Source organism: Pseudomonas sp. QLc11A (genome assembly GCF_052112305.1).
In the GTDB taxonomy this organism is placed as follows: domain Bacteria; phylum Pseudomonadota; class Gammaproteobacteria; order Pseudomonadales; family Pseudomonadaceae; genus Aquipseudomonas; species Aquipseudomonas laurylsulfatiphila.
Genome location: NZ_JAVAJJ010000008.1, coordinates 215,709 through 237,660, shown reverse-complemented (window position 1 = coordinate 237,660; position 21,952 = coordinate 215,709). Strand labels below are relative to the sequence as shown.

At 59.0% G+C, this 21,952-nt stretch carries 22 protein-coding genes; 10 read left to right on the top strand and 12 right to left on the bottom strand.

The window, feature by feature from the left end; all coding sequences use genetic code 11:
- Positions 1 to 110 precede the first annotated feature (110 nt).
- Positions 111 to 1,253, bottom strand: a complete 1,143-nt coding sequence (locus Q8X48_RS14570) for a glycerate kinase (RefSeq protein ID WP_407802335.1) — start codon at positions 1,251 to 1,253, stop codon at positions 111 to 113.
- 239 nt (positions 1,254 to 1,492) lie between these two features.
- A complete protein-coding gene (locus Q8X48_RS14565) occupies positions 1,493 to 2,614 on the bottom strand; it encodes a sugar diacid recognition domain-containing protein (RefSeq protein WP_407802336.1) in 1,122 nt (373 codons plus the stop codon).
- Positions 2,615 to 2,784: 170 nt separating this feature from the next.
- Between Q8X48_RS14565 and Q8X48_RS14560 the strand changes: the two genes are divergently transcribed.
- The 3 genes from Q8X48_RS14560 (at position 2,785) to rarD (ending at position 6,304) form a co-directional block, all read left to right on the top strand.
- Positions 2,785 to 4,095 (top strand): MFS transporter, encoded by a 1,311-nt coding sequence (locus Q8X48_RS14560; RefSeq protein WP_407802337.1) that lies wholly within the window; start codon positions 2,785 to 2,787, stop codon positions 4,093 to 4,095.
- 116 nt (positions 4,096 to 4,211) lie between these two features.
- Complete coding sequence (locus Q8X48_RS14555) at positions 4,212 to 5,225, top strand: aldo/keto reductase (RefSeq protein ID WP_407802338.1); 1,014 nt, start codon at positions 4,212 to 4,214, stop codon at positions 5,223 to 5,225.
- Between the two features lie 197 nt (positions 5,226 to 5,422).
- Positions 5,423 to 6,304, top strand: coding sequence for an EamA family transporter RarD (gene rarD, locus Q8X48_RS14550; RefSeq protein ID WP_407802339.1), 882 nt, complete (start codon positions 5,423 to 5,425; stop codon positions 6,302 to 6,304).
- Between the two features lie 126 nt (positions 6,305 to 6,430).
- Here rarD and hppD read toward each other — a convergent pair whose 3' ends face one another.
- Positions 6,431 to 7,507 (bottom strand): 4-hydroxyphenylpyruvate dioxygenase, encoded by a 1,077-nt coding sequence (gene hppD / locus Q8X48_RS14545; protein ID WP_095966635.1) that lies wholly within the window; start codon positions 7,505 to 7,507, stop codon positions 6,431 to 6,433.
- 250 nt (positions 7,508 to 7,757) lie between these two features.
- Positions 7,758 to 8,702 carry a DMT family transporter gene (locus tag Q8X48_RS14540; RefSeq protein ID WP_407802340.1) on the bottom strand — a complete coding sequence of 315 codons (945 nt, stop codon included), beginning with the start codon at positions 8,700 to 8,702 and terminating at the stop codon, positions 7,758 to 7,760.
- A gap of 78 nt (positions 8,703 to 8,780) precedes the next feature.
- Between Q8X48_RS14540 and Q8X48_RS14535 the strand changes: the two genes are divergently transcribed.
- The 3 genes from Q8X48_RS14535 to Q8X48_RS14525 all read left to right on the top strand — a co-directional run bounded on the left by Q8X48_RS14535 (position 8,781) and on the right by Q8X48_RS14525 (position 11,906).
- Positions 8,781 to 9,653 carry a LysR family transcriptional regulator gene (locus Q8X48_RS14535; RefSeq protein WP_407802341.1) on the top strand — a complete coding sequence of 291 codons (873 nt, stop codon included), beginning with the start codon at positions 8,781 to 8,783 and terminating at the stop codon, positions 9,651 to 9,653.
- Positions 9,654 to 9,777: 124 nt separating this feature from the next.
- Complete coding sequence (locus tag Q8X48_RS14530) at positions 9,778 to 11,310, top strand: EAL domain-containing protein (protein WP_407802342.1); 1,533 nt, start codon at positions 9,778 to 9,780, stop codon at positions 11,308 to 11,310.
- A gap of 233 nt (positions 11,311 to 11,543) precedes the next feature.
- Positions 11,544 to 11,906: a histone-like nucleoid-structuring protein, MvaT/MvaU family gene (locus Q8X48_RS14525; protein WP_007975932.1), complete on the top strand. Its 363-nt coding sequence runs from the start codon at positions 11,544 to 11,546 to the stop codon at positions 11,904 to 11,906.
- Positions 11,907 to 12,069: 163 nt separating this feature from the next.
- On the opposite strand, the gene Q8X48_RS14520 is transcribed toward Q8X48_RS14525, so the two are convergent.
- On the bottom strand, positions 12,070 to 12,588 hold the full coding sequence (locus Q8X48_RS14520; RefSeq protein ID WP_407802343.1) for a DUF4946 domain-containing protein: 519 nt from the start codon (positions 12,586 to 12,588) through the stop codon (positions 12,070 to 12,072).
- Positions 12,589 to 12,732: 144 nt separating this feature from the next.
- On the opposite strand from Q8X48_RS14520, the gene gloA reads away from it, so the two are divergent.
- Positions 12,733 to 13,254 (top strand): lactoylglutathione lyase, encoded by a 522-nt coding sequence (gene gloA, locus Q8X48_RS14515; protein WP_217838264.1) that lies wholly within the window; start codon positions 12,733 to 12,735, stop codon positions 13,252 to 13,254.
- A gap of 163 nt (positions 13,255 to 13,417) precedes the next feature.
- On the opposite strand, the gene ahpF is transcribed toward gloA, so the two are convergent.
- The 3 genes from ahpF to Q8X48_RS14500 form a co-directional block, all read right to left on the bottom strand.
- Complete coding sequence (ahpF, locus tag Q8X48_RS14510; RefSeq protein ID WP_407802344.1) at positions 13,418 to 14,980, bottom strand: alkyl hydroperoxide reductase subunit F; 1,563 nt, start codon at positions 14,978 to 14,980, stop codon at positions 13,418 to 13,420.
- A 133-nt stretch (positions 14,981 to 15,113) separates the two neighbouring features.
- On the bottom strand, positions 15,114 to 15,677 hold the full coding sequence (ahpC, locus tag Q8X48_RS14505) for an alkyl hydroperoxide reductase subunit C (RefSeq protein WP_007975937.1): 564 nt from the start codon (positions 15,675 to 15,677) through the stop codon (positions 15,114 to 15,116).
- A gap of 138 nt (positions 15,678 to 15,815) precedes the next feature.
- Positions 15,816 to 16,754: a site-specific integrase gene (locus Q8X48_RS14500; RefSeq protein ID WP_407802345.1), complete on the bottom strand. Its 939-nt coding sequence runs from the start codon at positions 16,752 to 16,754 to the stop codon at positions 15,816 to 15,818.
- A gap of 293 nt (positions 16,755 to 17,047) precedes the next feature.
- Between Q8X48_RS14500 and Q8X48_RS14495 the strand changes: the two genes are divergently transcribed.
- Positions 17,048 to 18,058, top strand: coding sequence for a DNA-binding protein (locus Q8X48_RS14495; RefSeq protein WP_126045685.1), 1,011 nt, complete (start codon positions 17,048 to 17,050; stop codon positions 18,056 to 18,058).
- On the opposite strand, the gene gorA is transcribed toward Q8X48_RS14495, so the two are convergent.
- Together gorA and galU are read right to left on the bottom strand one after the other, a co-directional pair.
- On the bottom strand, positions 18,055 to 19,413 hold the full coding sequence (gorA, locus tag Q8X48_RS14490; protein ID WP_407802346.1) for a glutathione-disulfide reductase: 1,359 nt from the start codon (positions 19,411 to 19,413) through the stop codon (positions 18,055 to 18,057). The genes Q8X48_RS14495 and gorA overlap by 4 nt on opposite strands.
- Before the next feature lie 130 nt (positions 19,414 to 19,543).
- A complete protein-coding gene (galU, locus tag Q8X48_RS14485) occupies positions 19,544 to 20,383 on the bottom strand; it encodes a UTP--glucose-1-phosphate uridylyltransferase GalU (RefSeq protein WP_007975949.1) in 840 nt (279 codons plus the stop codon).
- 277 nt (positions 20,384 to 20,660) lie between these two features.
- Here galU and Q8X48_RS14480 point away from each other — a divergent pair, with 277 nt between their 5' ends.
- Positions 20,661 to 20,849, top strand: a complete 189-nt coding sequence (locus Q8X48_RS14480) for a hypothetical protein (protein ID WP_407802347.1) — start codon at positions 20,661 to 20,663, stop codon at positions 20,847 to 20,849.
- A gap of 136 nt (positions 20,850 to 20,985) precedes the next feature.
- On the top strand, positions 20,986 to 21,267 hold the full coding sequence (locus tag Q8X48_RS14475; RefSeq protein WP_015094930.1) for a hypothetical protein: 282 nt from the start codon (positions 20,986 to 20,988) through the stop codon (positions 21,265 to 21,267).
- 11 nt (positions 21,268 to 21,278) lie between these two features.
- Here the strand turns inward: Q8X48_RS14475 and Q8X48_RS14470 are convergent, their stop codons facing one another.
- Both Q8X48_RS14470 and Q8X48_RS14465 read right to left on the bottom strand, forming a co-directional pair.
- Entirely contained in the window at positions 21,279 to 21,509 is a 231-nt protein-coding gene (locus Q8X48_RS14470; RefSeq protein WP_102702150.1) for a hypothetical protein, read from the bottom strand.
- 72 nt (positions 21,510 to 21,581) lie between these two features.
- Entirely contained in the window at positions 21,582 to 21,938 is a 357-nt protein-coding gene (locus Q8X48_RS14465; RefSeq protein WP_407802348.1) for a hypothetical protein, read from the bottom strand.
- Positions 21,939 to 21,952: the final 14 nt, after the last annotated feature.

The window sequence follows — 21,952 nt, the reverse complement described above, 5'->3', positions numbered from 1 at the left end:
CTCCCGTTCGGCTGCGCAGCAGCCGCAATACGTATACTGGATTTACCAGGCAAAAAGCGGGACTGCTTCGCAGTCCAACGGGGGCAAGCCCCCTCGCCACAGAAAAACCCTCAGTCGCAGCGGACGGCCATCCGCCAGACACGCGCGATGTCGGTTGCCCGCTCACGCAGCAAGCGCGGCGCCTCGGCACAGGCCTGTTCCAGGGTCATCGGCCCGCTTGCCAGGGCGAACGCAGCGTCGATGCCGTGCTCATAAAGCGCCTGATACCCCTCGCCCAGCGTGCCGGCGATGACGATGACCGGCACGGCGTGTTGCCTGGCGACACGCGCCACACCGAATGGCGTCTTGCCGCGCAGGGTTTGCGCATCGAAACGCCCTTCGCCGGTGATCACCAGATCGGCGCCTGCAACCGCCTCGGCCAGACCCACCAGTTCGCCGACCACCTCGACTCCGGCCTTGAACTGCGCACCCAGGAACGCCTTGGCGGCAAACCCCAGGCCACCCGCCGCGCCACTCCCCGGTTCGTCGCGAACGTCGTTGCTCAAAGCGGCCGCGCAATGGTCGGCAAAGTGCCCCAGCGCCCGGTCCAGTTGTTGGACCTGCACGGGCGAGGCGCCTTTTTGCGGGCCGAAAATCGCCGAGGCGCCGTGGGGGCCGCACAGCGGATTATTGACGTCGGCAGCGATGTCGAAGCGCACCTGCGCCAGACGCGGATCGATATCGCTCAGGTCCACCCGGGCCAATTGCGCAAGGGCGAGTCCGCCCGGTGACAGCGTCTGCCCCTGAGCGTCCAGCAATTTCACGCCCAGGGCCTGCACGGCACCGGCGCCGCCGTCGTTAGTCGCGCTGCCGCCAATCGCCAGGATCACCCGTTGTGCACCGGCATCCAGTGCGGCACGGATCAATTGCCCGGTGCCGAAGGTGCTGCTGATGCACGCATCCCGCTGCGCCACCGGGACCAACTGCAAACCGCTGGCCTCGGCCATTTCGATGATTGCGGTGTGGCTCTGCGGCAACCATCCCCAGGCGGCATCCACCATGGCCCCCAGCGGCCCGCGAACCAGGGTGCGACGCAGTTCGCCTTCGCAGGCGGCAAGAATCGACTCGACAGTCCCTTCCCCGCCGTCGGCCATCGGGCATTTGACCAGTTGGGCATCAGGCCAGACCTGCGCCAATCCCAAGGCAATGGCGTCGGCTACGCCTTGAGCGCTGAGGCTGTCCTTGAACGAGTCGGGGGCGATTACGATTTTCATGGGAATTCTCCAGTTCCAATGCCCACATGCTGCCAGCCGCCATGAACAATAACGCCGGTCCGCTGCACAAGCGGTGTTGAGGATTATTGTTCATTTCCACAAAACCCGAGGCAGACGTTTCACCTGTAGGAGCGAGCTTGCTCGCGATGGAGGGTAACGATGACGCGGGAAATCAGACTTACCGCGGCGTCCTCTGGTTTTTCGCGAGCAAGCTCGCTCCTACAGGGGGATTTTGTCGCTCACGAAATTGAGTCTGGCTCGGGCAGCAGTTGCACGCCCAGATACAACGCGAGCATTCCATCAAGCCGCAGCGGATCGACGCCGCTGAGCTCGGCAATCCGTTCCATGCGATAACGCAGGCTGTTGCGATGAATGCCCAGCGCCTCGGCGCAGGCCTGGCTCTGGCCGTCGTGTTCACACCAACTGCGCAGGGTCGCCAGCAACTGACCATTGCTGTCCTTGGCAATGACCTTGCGCAGCGGGTTGAGCAATTCGTCGAGGGCGTCGTCGTTGCGGTGGCGCCAGAGCATCACCGGCAGTCGATAGCGGTTGAGCGTCAACAGCCGGGAGCGCGGCAACACTTCGCGCCCGTAGGCCAGCAAGTCACCGACCCGGCGATAGCAGCGACGCAACCCCGCCAGCCCATCGGCTTGCCCACCGACGGCAATGCGCAGGATGTTCCAGCCGAGGCCGTCAAGCTTGTCCAGCAAACGCTCGTTCTCGACCGACTGACTCGCGGGCCGACACCAGAGCAACGAAGTTTTGGCCGAGCTGACGCACCAACTGTCCGGGTGGCGGGTGGTCAACCAGGCACTCAGTGCCTCGACGGTTTGCCCCGCAGCATGTTCCAGGCCCAGTTCGAACAGGTACGGCACCCGGGTCATTTGCGGCTTGAGGCCCAACTGCTGCGCTTCATCGATCAGTCGCGGAGAGTCCCCGGCTTCGCTGAGCAGCAGCGCCAACAGATCATCACAGCGCTGGCGCCGCCATTGCTGTTCGGCCTGCTGATTGCGCTGGGCTACCAGCATCTCGGCGGTCATGCGCACCAGTTCGGCATAGGTGCGCAGTTGCTCGGGTTCGCCGGTGATACCCAGCACGCCGATCAGGCGCTGATCGAGCAACAGCGGCAGGTTGATGCCCGGTTGCACGCCCTTGAGATGAATCGCCGTCTGCGCATCGATCTCCACCACGCGGCCGTTGGCCAGGACCAGTTGCGCACCTTCGTGCCGGGTGTTGACCCGTTCCGGTTCGCCACTGCCCAGGATCAGGCCCTGGCTGTCCATGACGTTGACGTTGTACGGCAGGATGGCCATCGCCCGGTCGACGATGTCCTGGGCCAGGTCGTGATCGAGTTCGAACATGCAAGTGATCCTTGAAGACGGTGATGGAACGGGTTGTTCACCCGCACAGGCCTTGGTTGCAAACCCTGTGCTCAGGCACAAAGACAGCCGCCCTGAGGGTGGTCAAGACTCTCTGGGCGATCAACGTTACCCTTTGCATCGCAAAAAATCATAATAAAGAGAGAGCCGCCATGACACAGAGCGCCGTAGCGTCCGAGGCCATCGCTGACGACAAAAACGCCGTCTACAAACGCATCACCCTGCGTTTGATCCCCTTCATTTTCATCTGCTACCTGTTCAACTACCTCGACCGGGTCAACGTTGGATTTGCCAAGCTGCAGATGCTCGACGCGCTGAAGTTCAGCGAAACCGTGTACGGCCTGGGCGCCGGCATCTTCTTTATCGGTTACGTGCTGTGCGGCGTACCCAGCAACCTGGCCTTGACGAAATTCGGTCCTCGGCGCTGGATCGCGCTGATGATGATGACCTGGGGCACGCTGTCGACCTGCCTGCTGTTCGTCACCACGCCGACCGAGTTCTATACCCTGCGCCTGTTCACCGGTGCCGCCGAAGCCGGGTTCTTTCCGGGCGTGGTGCTGTATCTCTCGCAGTGGTTCCCGACCTTCCGCCGTGGCCGCATCATGGCGTTGTTCATGTCGGCGATCCCGGTATCCGGCCTGCTCGGCAGCCCCTTCTCCGGCTGGATTCTCAACCACTTCGCCGCGGGCCAGGGCGGCCTCGCCGGTTGGCAGTGGATGTTCCTGCTGCAAGGCATTCCGACGGTGATCCTCGGTGCGCTGGCTTATTTCCTGCTCAGTGACAGTTACGCCAATGCGAAATGGCTGACCCCCTTCGAGCGTTCGGTGCTGGAAGCCGACCACGCTGAAGACCTGGCCAACAAACCGAAAACCACGACGGATTCGCTGTTGGCGGTGTTCAAGAACCCGGCGATCTGGGCCTTCGGCCTGATCTACTTCTGCATCCAGAGCGGCGTCTACGCGATCAACTTCTGGCTGCCATCGATCATCAAGAACCTGGGCTTTGGCGATAACCTGGTAATCGGCTGGCTCAGTGCGATTCCCTACCTGCTGGCTGCGGTGTTCATGCTGATCGTGGGCCGTTCGGCGGACCTGCGCAAAGAACGTCGCTGGCATCTGGTGGTGCCGATGCTGATGGGCGCGCTGGGGCTGCTGATCGCGGTGAACTTCGCCGCCAACCCGGCCATCGCGATTCTCGGTCTGACCATCGCCACCATGGGCGCCCTCACGGGCCTGCCGATGTTCTGGCCCGTGCCGACCGCCCTGCTCAGTGCCGGCGCTGCCGCCGGCGGCCTGGCGCTGATCAACTCGATGGGCCAGATGGCCGGTTTCCTCAGCCCGTACCTGGTGGGTTGGGTCAAGGACAGCACCGGTTCGACCGATGCGGCGCTGTACCTGCTGGCGGGGGTGATTGTCTGCGGCAGTCTGCTGGCGTTGCGCATGACCCGTACGTTGCGCGCCTAAGCACCACCACCCTTGTGGGAGCGAGCCTGCTCCCACATTTGATTCGATTTGCGTTTGCTCCAGGGTGCAGTTCTGGTATCTGATTGAGCCTTTCCCACCGGTAAAAGGATTTGCTCATGAGCTATCGCACACTGGGTCATTCGGGTCTGCAGGTGTCCACCCTGACCTTGGGCACCATGATGTTCGGCGAACAGACCAGTACCGAAGACTCCCTGCGCATCATCGACAAGGCCTGGGACCAGGGCATCAATTTCATCGACACCGCCGACGTCTATACCAACGGCCGTTCCGAGGAAATCGTCGGCGAGGCCATCGCCAGCCGCCGTCATGAATGGGTGCTGGCCACCAAGGTCGGCTTCGGTCCCGTGGACGGTGTGCCCAACCGCAGCGGTCTGAGCCGCAAGCATCTGTTCAACGGTCTCGACGCCAGCCTGACGCGCCTGGGCACCGACTACCTCGACATCTACTACCTGCACCGTGAAGACCACAACACGCCGCTGGACGTCACGGTATCGGCCATCGGCGACTTGATTCGCCAGGGCAAAATCCGCTATTGGGGCCTGTCCAATTATCGTGGCTGGCGCATCGCTGAAGTGATTCGCGTGGCTGACAAGCTCGGCGTTGACCGGCCGGTGATCAGCCAGCCGCTGTACAACATCGTCAACCGCCAGGCTGAAACCGAGCAAATCACGGCGGCGCAAAACTATGGTCTGGGCGTGGTGCCCTACAGCCCGCTGGCGCGCGGAGTGCTCAGCGGCAAATACGCGCCGGATGTGGAACCGGACGCCAACAGCCGTGCCGGTCGCCAGGACAAACGCATCCTTGAGACTGAATGGCGCGTCGAATCCCTGCGCATCGCCCAGCAGATCCAGCAGTACACCCAGGAGCGCGGCGTTGGCATCGTCGAGTTCGCGATTGCCTGGGTGCTGAACAACAGCGCCGTGACCTCGGCGATTGTCGGGCCGCGTACCGAAGCGCAATGGGACGCCTACACTAAGGCGCAGGCTGTGAAGATCACGGTCGAGGATGAGGCGTTCATCGATTCACTGGTGACACCGGGGCATGCGTCGACACCGGGGTTCAATGATGTGAGCCATTTTGTGTCGGGGCGTAAACCGCGCATTAGCTGATCAGCCCTTTCCCATGTGGGAGCGAGCTTGCTCGCGATAGCAGATTCACATTCAACATCAATGTTGGCTGGTGTACCGCTATCGCGAGCAAGCTCGCTCCCACAGGTTCCGTGTTGATTGATCGGTCAATATTCGCCTGAAAAAACACGTATCCTCTGCGCCCGTTTCACTCTCACTCAAAATCACGCGAGGACAGCTTGTCTAAAGGTATCGCCCTATCGGTTTCAGCCTCGGTGCTGTTTGCCGTCATGTATTACTACACATCGCTGCTCACCCCCTTGAGCGGCGTGGAAATCTTCGGTTGGCGCATGCTGCTGACCGTGCCGTGCATGACCGTGTTCATGGTGGTGTCCGGCGAGTGGAAGCGCGTGCTGGAGATCGTGCGGCGCGCCAAGGCCGATCCGAAGCTGATTGGCGCGCTGATCGCCTCCTCTGCCCTGCTCGGCGTGCAATTGTGGCTGTTCATGTGGGCGCCGCTCAACGGTTACAGCCTGGATGTATCCCTGGGTTACTTCCTGCTGCCGCTGACCATGGTGTTGACCGGGCGGATCGCCTATGGCGAACGCCTGTCGTACCTGCAAAAGGTCGCCGTGGTGTTCGCCTGCCTGGGCGTGGTCAACGAGGTGTATCAGGTCGGTGGTTTTTCCTGGGCGACCTTGCTGGTCTGCATTGGTTATCCGGCCTACTTCGTTCTGCGCAAACGGCTGGCAGCAGACAACCTCGGCGGCTTGTGGCTGGACATGGCGTTGACGCTGCCGGTGGCCTTCTGGTTCGTTCAGAGTGGTGCACAGGGTTTTGGCGTGTTTGACCAGCATCCATGGTTGTCGCTGCTGATCCCGCTGCTCGGTGTGATCAGCGCGTCGGCGCTGGTGGTCTACATCATTGCCAGCCGCCTGCTGCCGTTCAGCCTGTTCGGCTTGTTGAGCTACGTCGAACCGGTGCTGCTGCTGGGCGTGGCGCTGCTGTTGGGAGAGAGCATCAAGGCCGGCGAATGGCTGACCTACATCCCGATCTGGATGGCGGTGCTGGTGCTGGTGTTCGAAGGGTTCAAGCATCTGGTGCGGCAGCGCAGGCCTTAACCACCGACACAAAACAATGTGGGAGCGAGCTTGCTCGCGATGGCGGTTGTACATTCAACATCAATGTTGACTGACACACCGCCATCGCGAGCAAGCTCGCTCCCACAGGTTTATCGGTGTAATGGTTTAGTCCGTGGACAACACGCCACGACGAACCTGGTCACGCTCGATGGATTCGAACAGCGCCTTGAAGTTGCCTTCGCCGAAACCGTCGTCGCCCTTGCGCTGGATGAATTCGAAGAACACCGGCCCCATCAGGGTTTCCGAGAAGATCTGCAACAGCAGACGCTTGTCGCCCGACTCGGACGAACCGTCCAGCAAGATGCCACGCGCCTGCAGTTCGCCGACCGGCTCGCCGTGGTTCGGCAAACGGCCTTCGAGCATTTCGTAGTAGGTTTCCGGCGGCGCGGTCATGAAGCGCATGCCGATGCTTTTCAGGTGGTCCCAGGTCTTGATCAGGTCATCGGACAGGAACGCAACGTGCTGGATGCCCTCGCCATTGAACTGCATCAGGAACTCTTCGATCTGCCCGGCGCCCTTGGACGATTCTTCGTTCAGCGGGATGCGGATCATGCCATCGGGTGCGGTCATGGCCTTGGAGGTCAGGCCGGTGTACTCGCCCTTGATGTCGAAGTAGCGGATTTCGCGGAAGTTGAACAGCTTCTCGTAGAAGTTGGCCCAGTAGGCCATGCGACCGCGATACACGTTATGGGTCAGGTGATCGATGATCTTCAGGCCGGCACCGACCGGGTGGCGGTCAACGCCTTCGATGAACACGAAGTCGATGTCATAGATCGAGCTGCCTTCACCGAAACGGTCGATCAGGTACAGCGGAGCGCCGCCAATGCCTTTGATCGCCGGCAGGTTCAGCTCCATCGGGCCGGTTTCGATGTGGATCGGCTGGGCGCCGAGTTCCAGGGCACGCTTGTAGGCCTTTTGCGAATCCTTGACGCGAAACGCCATGCCGCACACCGACGGGCCGTGCTCGGCCGCAAAGTACGAGGCGACGCTGTGGGGTTCGTTGTTGAGGATCAGGTTGATCGCGCCCTGTCGATACAGGTGCACGTCCTTGGAGCGGTGGGTCGCCACCTTGGTGAAGCCCATGATCTCGAAGATCGGCTCCAGGGTGTTCGGGGTCGGCGATGCGAGCTCGATGAATTCAAAGCCCATCAGGCCCATCGGGTTTTCGTATAAATCTGCCATGGTTGGCGCCTCATCATTTTTTATCAATTAACTAAGGTTAGTTGTAAGCAATGCTGAGACCGCTGGGTGGCGCACAAGAGATGCCCCGCACACTGCGGGCGAGAAAATCACCGTAGATCAGTTGAAACCCGAATATCTTCATTGTCGACCCAAGGCTCTTGCGGGCGAGGCTTCTGCTGCCAGAAGACGATTATTATTGTATGCGTAACCTGATTCTACACAGCGTAAATCAATTTGTCCGCCTTCTGTATCAAATCCCCTTTTTCCTTACCCGCGCAAGGGGTTTGTTGCAGAGGAAAATCCCCGCCAGTATCAGCCCGCCACCCAGGCACATGGCCAGCGTCAACGGCTCATCGAGCAACAGCGCTCCCAGGATCACCGCTGTCAACGGGTTCAAGGCAATGAACACCCCGGAACGCGTCGCACCGATTTTACGGATGCCGTCGTAGTAGCCAATGTACGCCAGCGCCGAACCCAGCACGCCAAGATACAGAAGGCTCAACCATTGCTGGGCACCGAGGTGGGCGATCGCGGTGACGCTCACCTCGCCACGGACAAGGCAGGTCATCCAGAGCATGACGGTGCCCAGCAGAATCGACCAGGTCACGGTTTGCACCGGCCCCAGGGTCTGGTTCAGTTCTCTGGAGCACAGCGAGTAGACGCCCCAACCGAGCACGCAGCCGAAAATCAGCAAATCGCCGATCCAGGCATCGGTACCGGCGGCCAATAATTGCGGGTTGCGACTGACGATCACCATGCTCGCGCCTGCCATGCAAATCGCGATACCGGCGACTTTCGTCCGGTTCAAGCGCTCCTTGAACAGCAACCAGGAAGCCAGCCCGATCACCGCCGGGTTCAGCGCCACGATCAAGGATGCCCGTGAGGCGTTGATGTAATGCAGGCCATAAAAGAAGCACAGGTTGTAGAAGAAGATCCCGAAAAAGCCAAGCAGGAGCAATTGCAGCCATTGCCGGGCGCTGGGCCGGAGCAGCGGTATCCGCGCCATGCGTACAAACAGCAGCAATGCCACGCTGGCCAGTAAAAACCTCAGGCTGGCAGCCAGCAGCGGGCTGAGGCCGTCGGCCAGAAAGCGTCCGGCAACGAAGGTGCCGCCCCACACCATGCTGACGCCTGCCAGTTTCAGATACACCGGCAGATCCGAGGGTTTTGACAGGGTTTGCTCACAGATCGTCATAAGGTTCCAGGGTCGGATATCGGAGAGATGATCTATCATTCGACTAATAGTCAGTCATTGTAAAATGAGCAAATACTCATGACCCTCACTCAACTGGAGATTTTCTCCCTCGTGGCCGAACTCCACGGCTTCACGCCAGCGGCCAATCGCCTGGGCATTTCCCAATCGGCGGTGTCCCATGCCTTGAAGTCTTTGGAGCAGGAGCTAGGGGTCGAGTTGTTGCGCCGGCATCAAACCCGGGTCGAGCCAAGCGACATTGGCCAGCAGTTACTGCTTCGCGCCCGAGCGATGCTGGGCCTGGCCAACACCCTGCGCCAGGAAGCGGCCGATGCGCGGGGCATGAAACGCGGCACGTTGCGTATCGGCTCGTTCGGGCCGACTTCATCGATCAAATTGTTGCCGTTGATTCTGCAGCAGTACCGCGCCGCCCATCCCGGCATAGAAGTGCATATCGATGAAGGCCCTGACCGCCAGGTACTGCAGTGGCTGGAGGAGCGACGGATCGACATCGGCTTCGTGGTGTTGCCCGAGGAGCGTTTCGACACGGTCGCGCTGATCGAAGACCAGATGGTCGCGCTGCTGCCCGCCGACCACCCGCTGGCGGTTCACGACAGCCTGAACCTGAAGGACCTGTGCGCCTTCCCGTTTGTGCTGACCGAGGCCGGTTCTTCGGAGCTGGTTTCACGCCTGTTCACTGCGGCCCGACTGACGCCCAACATCCGTTATCGCTGCTCACAGCTGATGAGCACCCTGGATGTCGTCGCTCGCGGCGACGGGGTGACGGTAGTCGCCGAAGGTTCATTACCCAATCAATCAGACAGCCGCTATGTGAAAAAACCGCTGTCGCCGACGGTGGTGCGCCAGGTCGGCCTGGCGGTACTCGATCGACGCCAGGCATCACCCGCGACGCTGGCCTTTATCGAACTGGCCGCAAGCCTCGACCTGCGTTGAGCGGCATAGCTACCAGCACAACTACCAAGGGCCAACTATCATGGCCATTACCCGAACTCTTTATGGGAGGCGTATCGCCCTGCCAGTTGTTGAGAGCCTTACTTCTTCGTGACGGGACTCGCGAATGCCGCTGAAAGCCAAAACCCGCAGTCGCAGCACAAAAGTTGCTGTCACCCTGATCAGCGGATTGCTCCCGGTGCTGCTAGGGGCCATCATTCTTTACATGCAGGCAGGGCGTGCGCTCAAGCAAGACACCGAAAAAACCGCCGAGGAAGCAGTTCGTCAGTTCGACTTGATGCTCGACAACGCCGCTCAGGCCGCACGCGAACTGCTGCCGATGGCTGGCCAAAGTTGCGGTGACGTCAAACTGGCGCTGCGCGAGCAGGTCACTCGTCGCCCATTCGTGCGCTCGACCAATCTGGTGTGGGACAACAACCTCTATTGCAGCTCGCTGTTCGGCGACTACCAGGAGACGGTCAGCCCCGGAGACTACACCCAGGGCGCTTTGTGGCTCATGAACGGCAATCCGGTGACACCCGACACCGCCTTGCTGGTGTACCGCCTGAGCGAAGGAAAAAAAGGTGCGCTGACGACCCTCTATGGTTATCACTTGGGCAACGTTCTGCGCTTGATCGGCCGCCAGACCTTGCTGGTGCTGCAAGTTGGCCCGGACTGGATGTCCGCCGATGGCAAGGTTCACACAGGTGCCGCGCCTGAATTACCCGTTGCGCAGAGCCGCTTGACCTCCGGGCACTATGCTTTTGCCGTGGAAGCCGGTTTTCCCAAAGGCGAAACCTGGCGATACATGAGTAGCGAGTATCCCCCCCTGTTCAGTCTGCTGATTTTCTTCGGTGTGATTGCCGGGTCAATTGGTCACTTCCTGCAAAAGCGCTCATCGGCCCCCACCCAGGAAATGCAGCGGGCACTGGAAGCCGCTGAGTTCATTCCGTATTTCCAGCCCGTGGTGCATGGCGACAGCAAAAGCTGGTCCGGCACTGAAGTGCTGATGCGCTGGAAACATCCGAAGGAAGGCCTGGTGCGTCCGGACCTGTTCATCCCGTTTGCCGAGCACTGCGGACTGATCGTACCGATGACCCGTTCGCTCATGCGACAAACCGCCGCCCTGCTCGCGCCGAAATCCGCCGGATTCAACAAACCCTTTCACATTGGCATCAACATTACCGCCAGCCATTGCCAGGACCTGGATCTGGTCAAGGATTGCCGCGAGTTTCTCGATGCGTTCGAGCCGGGCTCGATCTACCTGGTACTGGAACTGACCGAGCGCGAACTTATCGAGCCAACGGCGATCACCCTGCAACTGTTCGAGCAACTTCGCGAACTGGGCGTGAAGATCGCCATCGACGATTTCGGCACGGGTCATTCAAGCCTTGGCTACCTGCGGCAGTTCAATGTCGACTTCCTGAAAATAGACCAGAGTTTTGTCGCCATGATCGGCATCGACACCCTCTCCAGCCACATCCTCGACAGCATCATCGACCTGGCCGTCAAACTCGACCTTGCCCTGGTTGCCGAAGGTGTCGAAACCCGTGAGCAGAGTGATTACCTCAGCGCTCGCCAGGTCAACTTCCTGCAGGGTTATCTGTTCGGCAAACCCATGCCCGGGACGGAATTCATTAGTGCATTAAGCGACCATTAACTCGAAAATTTAATCGATAAAACAACGACTACAGGCATAAATTTGAATCAAGACACTACTGACGTTACATGAAGAAAAAGACAGGATTTACTCTTGGCCAATTAACTACTACAATTTTTCCTGCCTGCGCTAATTTGGCAGGTGAGCCACTATCACCGAGTCGCTTCAAGGCTCTTGGCTTATAGCTTTGTTTGCGGTTGGTATCAGCCAAACACACTATTGGAGTAAAGATATTGTCCAGACTCGCTGAATTTCGTGCAGCCGAAAAGGCCCTTCAAGAACAGCTCAAGCAGTTGGAATCCCTGAAGAACGATGCCGGGCTCAAGAAAGAAATCGAATTCGAAGAGAAGCTCCAGGGCTTGATGAAAACCTATGGCAAGAGCCTGCGCGACATCATCGCCATTCTCGACCCGAACCCGGCAAAATCCGGCCTGCAAGCAGCAGCACCGAAAACCCGCCGCGCCCGTGTGGTCAAGGTTTATCAGAACCCGCACACCGGCGAGCTGATTGAAACCAAGGGCGGCAATCACCGCGGCCTGAAAGCCTGGAAAGAACAGTACGGTGCAGCCACCGTCGATTCCTGGCTGCGCGGCTAACTCTCGCGGCGACAAAAAAGCCCTGCTTAAGCAGGGCTTTTTCATGCGCTATCTAAATGCCCGCGGCGAGCACAAGACAACTACCTGGCCGCCAACTACTTTGTGCTTAATCCATTTGGATATCTAAAATTTTTTTCATGCATCGAAAAAGCACTGTCGCCCACTAAAGTTTCAAGCTGTTACGGGCTGCGTCTATTTCATCCTGGCTCGCCTTATAAGCCTCGGCCTGCCCTGCATAGGAAAAAACATAGGCCTTATCGGCATCCACCGCGACCACCAATGTTTGCGAAAGCACATGCCTGCCGTTTTGCGTGACGGTGCAGGTTGTTTCCAGCGCGGCCAATCGACTCAAGGTAGTCGAATGAATTCGCGTACAGACACTTTGATACCCACCCTGAAAGAAGTCTTTTTGAACTGACTTGCGCATCTCCAGCAAAACGCCTTCGAGGTTTACCTGATGATCGCTTTGCACCGGGCTCATGGTCAGCTCCATCACCAGGAGCGGCGATCCGTCCTGATCATTTTTCACCGCCCGCTGGCGACTCACCCCCGCCGCAGAGTCAGGGACGGCTTCGATCTGCCAGCCTTGCGGCCAGGTCACCACTGGCGCATCGGCATGAGCAGCACCAGCCAGCGAAAACACACTCAGCAGGATAAACAGCAGGTTACGGAATCGAATCATTGCAATCGGCACTCACGGATCAAGCCGTAAAGTCTGGGCCCAGGCCGGCTGTCAGGCAATAGCCGACTGTTTGGGTTTGGTGATGTCCGAACCCTTGCGTATCATTGTCTCCATTCGTTAGCCCACATATTTTCCGGAGGGCCCATGAGCCTGCACGAATTGAACACCTTCCCCGGCGTCACCGCCCAACCGGACACTGCCACGCAGAAATTTGTCTTCAACCACACCATGCTGCGGGTCAAGGACATCACCAGGTCCCTGGACTTCTACACACGCATCCTGGGCTTTAGCCTGGTGGAAAAACGCGACTTCCCGGAAGCCGAGTTCAGCCTGTATTTCCTGGCGCTGGTCGACAAAAACCAGATCCCGGCCGATGCCGCCGCGCGCACCGAGTGGATGAAATCGATCCCCGGTATTCTCGAACTGACCCACAACCATGGCACAGAGAACGACCCGGACTTCGCCTACCACAATGGCAACACCGACCCGCGTGGTTTCGGCCATATCTGCATCTCGGTGCCGGACATCGTCGCCGCCTGCGAGCGCTTTGAAGCACTGGGCTGCGATTTCCAGAAACGCCTGAGCGATGGCCGCATGAAGAGCCTGGCATTCATCAAGGACCCGGACGCCTACTGGGTCGAGATCATCCAGCCAGCTCCACTGTAGGAGCGAGCTTGCTCGCGATAAACCTGAGTACACCGCGGGGCACCTGCCAACCCGCGTTATCGTTGACGACCATCGCGAGCCAGCTCGCTCCTACATAAGTGATGTGCAAGACACAAAAAACCCCATGATCGTTCATGGGGTTTTGTGTTTTCAGCGCCGGGTTTTATGCCGGGGCGGACGTGCGGATCAGGTGATCGAAGGCGCTTAGCGAAGCCTTGGCGCCCTCGCCCACCGCAATCACGATCTGCTTGTACGGCACAGTGGTCACGTCGCCGGCGGCGAACACACCCGGCACCGACGTTTCACCGCGAGCATCGACAATGATCTCGCCACGGGGTGACAGCTCAATCGTGCCTTTGAGCCAATCGGTGTTGGGCAGCAAACCGATCTGCACAAAGATCCCTTCCAGCTCCACGCTGCGCACTTCGTCGCTCTGGCGATCCTTGTAGCGCAGGCCGTTGACCTTCTGGCCGTCGCCGGTGACTTCGGTGGTTTGCGCACTGGTGATCACGGTGACGTTCGGCAGGCTGTGCAACTTGCGCTGCAACACCGCATCGGCGCGCAACTGAACGTCGAACTCCAGCAGCGTGACGTGGGACACGATGCCCGCCAGGTCGATGGCCGCCTCGACGCCGGAGTTACCGCCGCCAATCACTGCCACGCGCTTGCCCTTGAACAGCGGGCCGTCGCAGTGCGGGCAGTACGCCACGCCTTTGTTGCGGTATTCCTGTTCGCCCGGGACGTTCATTTCACGCCACCGCGCTCCAGTCGCCAGAATCACGCTTTTGGCTTTGAGCGATGCGCCGCTGGCGAAGTGAATCTGGTGCAACTCGCCATTCTTGCCGGGCACCAGTTTGTCGGCACGTTGCAGATTCATGATGTCCACGTCGTACTGTTTGACGTGTTCTTCCAGGGCCACGGCCAGTTTCGGCCCTTCGGTTTCCTGCACCGAGATGAAGTTTTCGATGGCCATGGTGTCCAGCACCTGACCACCAAAACGCTCGGCCGCGACACCGGTGCGAATGCCTTTACGGGCCGCATAGATGGCCGCCGAAGCACCGGCCGGGCCCCCGCCGACCACCAGCACATCAAAAGCATCCTTGGCGCTGATTTTCTCGGCCTGACGCTCAATGCCGCTGGTGTCGATCTTCGCGAGGATTTCTTCCAGACCCATGCGGCCCTGACCGAAATTCACACCATTGAGGTAGATGCTTGGGACCGCCATGATCTGGCGCTCATCGACTTCAGCCTGGAACAGTGCACCGTCGATGGCGACGTGGCGAATGTTCGGGTTCAGTACCGCCATCAGGTTCAGCGCCTGGACCACGTCCGGGCAGTTCTGGCACGACAGCGAGAAGTAAGTCTCGAAGTTGAACTCACCTTTGAGCGAGCGAATCTGCTCGATCACCTCAACACTGGCTTTGGACGGATGACCGCCGACTTGCAGCAAGGCCAGCACCAGCGAAGTGAATTCATGGCCCATCGGGATGCCGGCGAAACGCAGGCTGATGTCGGCTCCCGGGCGATTGATCGAGAACGATGGCTTGCGTGCATCATCACCGTTGTCGAGCAAAGTAATCTGGGTGGAAAGACTGGCAACGTCTTTCAACAGTTCGAGCATTTCCTGGGATTTCGCACCGTCGTCGAGGGAAGCAACGATCTCGATCGGCTGGGTGACCCGTTCCAGGTACGATTTCAACTGGGCTTTAAGATTGGTGTCCAACATACGGGCGATTTCCTTTTTGCTTTTGCGAAGACATAAAAAAACGCCCGAGCGAATCTCGCCCGGGCGTTTTTATTGGGCGGTGCAGCTTGCTTAGAAGGTGCGGAAGTCCGCCCTGATGAAGCGCGTCACAGACTTAGATCTTGCCGACCAGGTCCAGGGACGGCGCCAGAGTGGCCTCGCCTTCTTTCCACTTGGCAGGGCAAACCTGGCCGGGGTGAGCAGCGACGTACTGGGCAGCCTTGATTTTGCGCAGCAGCTCGGAAGCGTCACGGCCTACACCGCCGTCGTTCAGTTCAACGATCTTGATCTGGCCTTCCGGGTTGATCACGAAGGTGCCACGATCAGCCAGACCTGCTTCTTCGATCAGCACGTCGAAGTTGCGGGAGATGGCGTGGGTCGGGTCGCCGATCATGGTGTACTGGATTTTGCCGATGGCTGGCGAAGTGTTGTGCCAGGCAGCGTGGGCAAAGTGGGTGTCGGTGGAAACGCTGTAGATCTCGACGCCCAGCTTCTGGAAGGCGTCGTAGTTGTCAGCCAGGTCTTCCAGCTCGGTCGGGCAGACGAAGGTGAAGTCGGCCGGGTAGAAGAACACGACAGACCACTTGCCTTTCAGGTCAGCGTCCGAGACTTTTACGAAGTCGCCATTTTTGAATGCGTCAGCTTTGAACGGTTTAACTTGGCTGTTGATGATAGGCATCGTTGACTCTCCGTCAGGGGTTAAGAAGTTGATGGAGAGAACTTTACCCACTCGACGAACGGAAGGCTCATTGGCAAACCTGATGCTGCTGATTGGCTTTCGCTATTAGCCGACTGTATTTATAGAAGAAAACGATCTCTATGACTCAATCGGCTTTTCCGTGAGGCGCGCCATCCCGAGGAACGGACTGGCTTCGATGTAGCGCATGGCCGACTTCATGTCCTTCCAGCCCACATAACTCATCAGCGACTTCAGATCCCAGCCACTTTGATGCGCCCAGGTCGCAAAGCCACGGCGCAAGGAATGACTGGTGTAGAGTTCGCCGGCAATGCCTGCGCGCTCCAGTGCCTGGCGCAATAAGGGAATCACGCTGTTGGCGTGCAACCCCTCCTCACCCAGATGCCCCCAGCGATCGATGCCACGAAACACCGGCCCACGCACCAGTGCCGCTTCGGTGATCCATTCGATGTAAGCCTGCACCGGGCACAACCGCTGCAAAGCCGGCGTCTGATAAGTCTTGCCGAGGTTGTCGCGATCACTCTTGCTGCGCGGCAGATAAAGGCTGATGCCGGAACCGGCGCTGGCCTGCACGTGTTCAACCTGAAGCCTGCACAACTCGTCGCTGCGAAAGCCGCGCCAGAAGCCCAGCAGGATCAACGCCATGTCGCGCCTGGCCCGCAGCAATCCCGGTCGGTCGCCTTCGGCCCTTGCGATTTGCACTTCCAGCTCCAGACGACTGACCACCTGCTCCAGGTGTTGAAGCTGCAAGGGTTCGGCCTGTTTCTCCTGGGCCGGATGCAACGCGCGGATGCCCTTGAACACCTTGCGCACCACCGGCGCCTTGGTGGGGTCGGCAAAACCCTGGCTGTTGTGCCACTGCGCCAAGGCCGACAAGCGCAGTTTCAACGTATTGATCGACAACACGCCGGCGTGCGCCACCAGGTAGCGCGCCACGCTGTCGCCGGTTGCCGGCAGAAACCCGCCCCACGTGACTTCGAAGTGTTCGATGGCTGCCCGATAGCTGCGACGGGTGTTGTCGCGAGTTGCGGCTTGCAGATAGCGATCCAGATCGCTCATAGGACATGAACCTGTTTTGACCGACTTGTAGGAGCGAGCCTGCTCGCGATGATCGTTAACGATGACGCTGGTTGGCAGGTGCCCCGCGGCGGTCTTGGGGTTATCGCGAGCAAGCTCGCTCCTACAAGGGTATGTGTACGGAAATAGCGCGAGGAATACCTCGAAACTGCTATCACACGGGGTAATACCAGTATATCCCGTGTTAATTGCATTCAGTATTTAACTTTATCAATTGAATGGTACAATGTGTATTTACGTGGTACGTACCACATCAACAAAACCCGGGAGATCTCATGGCACGCGGCGGTGTAAATAAAGCGGTGGTGCAAGCCGCTCGGTTGGCGATCCTCGCCCGTGGCGAAAACCCCAGCATCGATGCCGTACGGATCGAAATGGGCAATACCGGCTCGAAAACCACGATTCATCGCTACCTCAAAGAGCTCGATGACAGGACCGAGACGGTCGAAGCGCCCGCGGAACCGATTGACGACGAACTGATGGCGCTGGTGGCGCGGCTCGCACAACGGCTCAAGGAGCAAGCGCAGGAACCCATCGACCAGGCGCGCACGCAGTACGAGGAACAACGCAAGGCGCTGGAAAAACAGCTCGACGAAGCGCAAGAGGCCAACAGCGAACTGCACCAGCAATACGAGTTCCAGAGCCTGGCACTGACTCAGGAATCCGAGGCCCTGCAAGAAACCCGCGCCATGCTGCAAACGGAGCAAACCCGTAACGCCGGGATGAACCAGGCGCTGGCCGATTTCGAATTGCGCTTGAAAGACAAGGACGAGCAGATCCGCTCCCTCGAGGAAAAGCACCTGCACACCCGCGACGCACTGGAGCACTACCGCAATGCGGTCAAGGAACAGCGCGAACAGGAAATGAGTCGCCACGAAGGCCAGGTGCAACAGCTACAGATGGAACTGCGCCAGGCACAACAAAGCGCACTGGTACGCCAGGATGAAATCACCCAGTTGCACCGCGACAACGAACGCTTGCTGACTGAAAACCGCGGCACACTGCGCGAGCTGAGCCTGCTGCAGGAACAACTCAAGCAAAGCAATACCCGCCAGGATCAGTTGCTGGAACAGGCCACCCGCGTCGACGGCGAACGCACCCTCCTCCAGGAACGCCTGCGCGTCGCCCTGCTGGAAAGTCAGGCACTCAAGCAGAACGTCGATGAGCAGTCGCAGCTCAACAAGTCACTGGAAATTGAACTGACCAGGACCCGGACGGATCTGGAAGAACGCGTACGTCTGGCCGCAACCCTTGCGGCAGCGGCAGACGCAGCGAAGGACGATTAACCGGCGACCGGCGTGCGCATGGTGACGAACTCTTCGGCGGCCGTCGGGTGCACGCCGATGGTTTCGTCGAAGTCGCGCTTGGTGGCGCCAGCCTTCAAGGCAATCGCCAGGCCCTGGACGATTTCACCGGCCTCCGGGCCGACCATGTGGCAACCCAATACCTTGTCGGTCTTGGCATCCACCACCAGCTTCATCAGCGTGCGCTCCTGGCACTCTGTCAGGGTCAGCTTCATTGGCCGGAAGCGGCTTTCGAAGATCTGCACGTCGTGGCCGGCTTCGCGGGCCTCTTCTTCGGTCAAACCGACGGTGCCGATGTTCGGCAGGCTGAACACTGCCGTCGGGATCATCTTGTAATCCACCGCACGATACTGCTCAGGCTTGAACAGGCGTCGCGCAACCGCCATGCCTTCAGCCAGTGCGACCGGCGTCAGTTGAACACGACCGATCACATCGCCCAGCGCCAGGATCGACGGCTCGGCGGTCTGATACAACTCATCGACCTCGACAAAACCCTTCTTGTCGAGCTTGACCCCGGTGTTTTCCAGCCCGAGATTGTCCAGCATCGGACGACGCCCGGTGGCGTAGAACACACAATCGGTTTCCAGCTGGCGGCCGTCCTTGAGCGTGACTTTCAGGCTGCCATCGGCCTGCTTGTCGATGCGCTCGATGTCCGCGTTGAATTGCAGGTTCATGCCACGCTTGGTCAACTCTTCCTGCAAGTGCTTGCGCACCGAACCGTCAAAGCCGCGCAGGAACAGTTCGCCGCGATACAACAACGAGGTCTGGGCACCCAGGCCATGGAAGATCCCGGCGAACTCGACCGCAATGTAGCCACCGCCCACCACCAACACCCGCTTGGGCAGCTCTTTGAGGAAGAATGCCTGGTTGGAACTGATGGCATGCTCGTGCCCCGGAATCTCCGGAATCTGCGGCCAGCCGCCGGTCGCGATCAGGATGTTCCTGGCGGTAAAGCGCTCGCCATTGATCTCGACCTGATGCGGATCGACGATTTTCGCGTGCCCCTCATGCAAGGTCACGCCGCTGTTGACCAGCAGGTTGCGATAAATGCCATTGAGGCGATTGATCTCACGGTCCTTGTTGGCGATCAGCGTCGCCCAATCGAACTGCGCTTCATCCAGGCTCCAGCCAAAACCGGATGCCTGCTCGAAATCCTCGGCGAAGTGCGCACCGTAGACCAACAATTTTTTCGGCACGCAGCCGACGTTCACACAAGTGCCGCCCAGGTAGCGACTCTCGGCCACCGCCACTTTCGCACCAAACCCGGCGGCAAACCGCGCAGCCCGTACACCGCCGGAACCGGCACCAATCACATAAAGGTCAAAATCGTAGGCCATTTTCAATCTCCTCGGCAGGTGACCAGCATACCTGCGGACATTTGTGGAGCAAGCGCTGAACACGATATGAGGCCGGAAAATGAAAAAGCCACCCGAAGGTGGCTTTTCGATACAAACAGGTCACCAGCTATCAGTAAGCCTTGCCCGTCTTGTAGAAGTTCTCGAAGCAGAAGTTGGTCGCGTCGATGTAGCCTTCAGCGCCACCGCAGTCGAAACGCTTGCCTTTGAACTTGTAGGCAATCACGCACCCATCTTGCGCCTGTTTCATCAGGGCGTCAGTGATCTGGATTTCGCCGCCTTTGCCTGGCTCGGTTTGTTCGATCAGGCTGAAGATGTCCGGCGTCATGATGTAACGACCGATGATCGCCAGGTTCGACGGGGCATCTTCCGGTTTTGGTTTCTCGACCATGTTGCGCACGCGGTACAGGTCGTCACCAATCAGGTCGCCTGCAATCACGCCGTACTTGCTGGTTTCCTGCGGGTCGACTTCCATGATCGCGACGATGGTGCAGCGATACTGTTTGTACAGCTTGACCATCTGCTTGAGTACGCCGTCACCTTCCAGGTTGACGCACAGGTCATCCGCCAACACCACGGCGAACGGCTCGTCGCCGATCAGCGGGCGACCGGTCAGGATCGCATGACCCAGGCCTTTCATTTCTGTCTGGCGAGTGTAGGAGAACGAGCACTCATCCAGCAGGCGACGGATGCCGACCAGGTATTTTTCCTTGTCGGTACCCTTGATCTGGTTTTCCAGCTCGTAGCTGATGTCGAAGTGGTCTTCCAGGGCGCGCTTGCCGCGACCGGTGACGATGGAGATTTCGTTCAAGCCGGCATCCAGTGCCTCTTCGACGCCGTACTGGATCAGTGGCTTGTTCACCACCGGCAGCATTTCTTTGGGCATGGCTTTAGTCGCTGGCAGGAAGCGAGTACCGTAACCGGCTGCTGGGAACAAGCATTTCTTGATCATATAAGTCCTTGTAAGGCTGTGCGTGTACGAGTTTCGGCGCAGTCTAATCAGGCGGCGAGCACCTTACAATGCCCCGCTCTGGCTAACCGATGCCAACATAGAGAAATAATCTTGCCGATAGTTCCCTGCGGGAGTGCACAGCCTCTTATGCATAGCAGAGACTGGCGCAAATGCACGGCCTTCTACCGCCCGGAACCCATCACCATACACCCATCGGCCCCGTTGCGTGCGTTTGCCGGTATCATGGCGCGATTGAACCAGACAACGAGGCAAATAGATGTCGCAAGAAAAAAGCGTCAACGGATTCCTGATCAACAAGGTGAAAGACGGCCAATGGTGGGTGGCCAGTGTCGCCGGTGAAAATATCGCAGGGCCTTTCCCTTCCGAAGCCCTGGCAATAGAAGTGGCCTCGGTGCTGGAGCTTGAGCACCCGGAACCCAAGCGACGCGGCAAGGACAAGAGCTGATCGACGCTCGATGCGAAAGCCCTGCCATGGCGCAGGGCTTTTTAATGAACACCGAAAAAGAAGTGGCCTTTGGCTATAACCTTTTGAGTCCGACGCTGTCTCAGCCTTAGCCCACCCCCCTGACGATGATCAAACCATGAATAAAATTTTGCCTTTGCTAGCGGTATTGGCCCTGAGCGGCTGCGCAACGTCGGAAGAAACCTACCTGGGCAACGGAGAGCAGGGTCTGACGATCGATTGCTCGGGAGAGGCGAATTCCTGGGCCGCCTGCTACGAAAAGGCCGATGCCTCCTGCGCAGGTACCGGCTACCGGATTGTCGGCACCGACGGCACGCCAGCGCTCAAGGTCAGTGAAAAAACCCTCGGCGCCGATATCGGCAATTACAAGAACCGCAGCGTCGTGGTGGTCTGCAAATAAGGGGCTCGGCCCTACAGATGAATTTCGGCGAACTTGATCCCGAGTCCGCGTACTGTTTCGATCAACTCGTCGAGTTTGCCAAAGGACTCGACTTCGTCATTGTCATCCACCAGGAAATAGCTGCGCCCGGCGCTTTTCTTGAAAAACACGATCCATTCCCCCAGCTCCGCCGGATTCTGGATCACATGGGTGGCCGTGATAAGTCCCTCTGCATGGCGCTCCCGGACCTGCTCTCGTTTCATAGTCGACTCCAGAAATGACGATGCCGCCAAAGCCAGGCTTTGGCGGCATCGGTGCTGTGGATCGATAGTTTATCAGCCGGAAATGCACTCGGTGGCAGCCTTCTGTACATCCTTTGGACGCACCGGGACGTTGGACATGCTTTCGTGCAGCTTGATGCTGCTGCCACCCGAGCGCTCTTCAATGTCGAATACGGCTGACGGCCCCGTGGAAAACTTGAGCGGCACAATCACACGCAGGCCATCCTTGTGCGGCTCGATTTGCAAGGCGCCACGGCTGTCGGTCAGTTTTTCGCTGAGGCATTGCGCATATTCATGGGGGTTCTTGCCAGAAATCACGCTCATGGTCGGCAGTGACTCGTTGATGTCAGAGACGTTCGCACAACCACTCACCAATGCCGCCAGCGAAACAACCCACAAACCCCACTTCATACAAAACCTCCGAT